This window comes from Klebsiella sp. MS 92-3 (assembly GCF_000195655.1).
Lineage (GTDB): Bacteria > Pseudomonadota > Gammaproteobacteria > Enterobacterales > Enterobacteriaceae > Klebsiella > Klebsiella pneumoniae.
In genome coordinates this window covers 39,045-41,336 of record NZ_GL882839.1, presented here as the reverse complement: position 1 = coordinate 41,336, position 2,292 = coordinate 39,045, and the positions used below count along the sequence as shown (strand labels likewise).

Annotated in this window: 2 protein-coding genes; both read right to left on the bottom strand. The window is 63.2% G+C overall.

Going from position 1 to position 2,292, the window contains the following annotated elements; all coding sequences use genetic code 11:
- Window positions 1-149: 149 nt before the first annotated feature.
- The gene (locus HMPREF9538_RS07175; RefSeq protein WP_009485831.1) at window positions 150-1,043 is read right to left on the bottom strand and encodes a LysR substrate-binding domain-containing protein; all 894 of its coding nucleotides are present in this window, start codon (window positions 1,041-1,043) and stop codon (window positions 150-152) included.
- Window positions 1,044-1,237: 194 nt separating this feature from the next.
- Window positions 1,238-2,292: pyridoxal phosphate-dependent decarboxylase family protein (locus tag HMPREF9538_RS07180; RefSeq protein ID WP_009485830.1), on the bottom strand; the 1,055-nt coding region annotated here is incomplete at its 5' end.

The following is a 2,292-nucleotide window of genomic DNA, read 5'->3' as shown; positions in this document are numbered from 1 at the left end:
CACCGGGCATTGAAGCGGGAACGGCGCTGGGCTGCGCTACGCTTGCCGGGCAGACAGAATGTGGAGGGGGTAACATCTGCTGCCGAACGGTTCCCTCACCCTTCAGGGAGAGGGTTAGGGTGAGGGTGAATGGAAATGGCGTGACAGTGTCACCTGTCGAGCCATCCCTGCAGGGCCTCGGTCATCAGTTCGCCGAGCAGCGCCACGGCGGCGGAATGCGATTCCTCACGCGGGGTTTGTCGCAGGCTGACGGCCAGACTTCCTGGCGCTGGCAGGAGTCCTCCTGCAGGGCGCAGGTTGCCTGGCATGCCGATGCGGGTGCGTATCGTCAGGCCCAGCCCGGCCTGCACCGCCGCCCAGATGCCGCTCAGGCTGTGGCTGACGAACACCACCTGCCAGGGGATCCCCGCGGCATCGAGACAGGCAATGGCGCGGGAGCGCATCAGGCACGGGCTGTCGAACATCACCAGCGGCAGCGGCTCGCCGGATACCAGCAGAGCGCGAATATCCAGGTCAGGATGCGCAATCCACGCCAGCGGGCAGAGGCCCAGCCCGGAACCCTGATCTTCGGTTTGCCACAGCAGCGCCAGATCCAGCGCCTCTTCCGCCAGCGCCTGGCGCAGCGGACCATTGCGATCCACCCTGGCGACTATCCGCACCTGCGGATGATGCCGTTTAAATTGCCCGAGGATCTCCGGCATCAGCGATTCGCCAAAATCTTCCTGCATACCAAGGTGGATCTCGCCGGTGAGCCGCTCACCCTGCAGCGCGCGCAGGGTTTCATCATTGAGCGCCAGCAGGCGTCTGGCGTAGCTCATCAGCTTTTCGCCTTCCGCGGTGAGCACCAGATGGCGCCCCTGTTTGGTCACCAGCGCCGCACCGCACTGACTCTCCAGCTTTTTAAGCTGGGCGCTGACCGCGGAGGTGGAACGCGACAGGCGCAGCGCTGCCTGGGCGAAACTGCCGCACTCCATGCCGGTCACAAAGCTGCGCAGGGCGTCGAGATCCAGCCCTGGTAAGCGTTTCTCCATCATTATCCCCATTTTCAGGACGTTTATCCTGAACGTTGTTATTTTCGGGATAGTACTGTGGCATCGCGAGAGGCAGGGGTCAACGGGCCTTGCGAAGAGAGCATTAGCGGTGCGGAAAGAAATAAAAAAAAGCCGATAAGGACATTATCGGCTTATTGCAGGCAAGGCTGGCAGCGGGGCGGCAGCCGCCGCCTCGCTAAGGCAGGTTATTGCGCCAGCAGTTCCTGAGCGGTGCGCTCCACCAGGTTCAGCAGAACCTTCACGTCATCCAGCGTCACCACCGGGTTCAGCAGGGTCAGCTTCAGGCAGGTAACGCCGTTGTGCTCGGTTACGCCGACGTTAGCGCGGCCGGAGGCCAGCAGGGCGTCGCCGACGCGCTGGTTGAGCAGCGCGATAGCCGCCGCGTCGCTCCCGGCCATCTGCGCCGGTCGGGAACGGAACAGCACGCTCGCCAGCTGCGGCTGCATCACCAGCTCCAGCGTCGGCTGCGACTTCACGTACTCCGCCACGTTTTTCGCCATCGTGACGCCGTGATCGATGATCGCCGCATACTGTTTCTGGCCCAGCGCTTCCAGACCCATCCACAGCTTCAGCGCATCGAAGCGACGGGTGGTCTGCAGCGACTTAGACACCAGGTTCGGTACGCCGTGTTCTTCATCGAACTCGGAGTTCAGATAGGCCGCCTGATAACGCATCAGCTCGTAATGGCGCGCGTCCTTCAGCAGGAATGCGCCGCAGCTGATGGTCTGGAAGAACTGCTTATGGAAGTCCAGGGTAACGGAATCCACCAGCTCCAGACCGTCAAGGTAGTCGCGATACTGCTCAGACAGCAGCAGGGCGCCGCCCCAGGCTGCGTCAACGTGCAGCCAGATCTGATGTTCCGCAGCGATACCGGCGATGTCGCGCAGCGGGTCGATAGCGCCTGCGTCGGTGGTGCCGGCGGTGGCGACGATCGCCATGATCTGCTCGCCGTTAGCCTGCGCTTGCGCAATCTTCGCCTGCAGGTCGGACACGTCCATCCGCGCGAATTCGTCGGTTTTCACCAGCGTTACCGAGCGGTAGCCGAGGCCCATCAGCGCCATGTTCTTCTGCACCGAGAAGTGGGCGTTTTCCGAGCACAAGACTTTGTACTTGCGGATATCCCCCGGCAGCCCATCCTGCTGGATGGAGTGCCCCAGACGGGCGAAGAAGGCGTCGCGCGCCAGCATCAGGCCCATCAGGTTGCTCTGGGTGCCGCCGCTGGTGAAGACGCCGGCGTGCG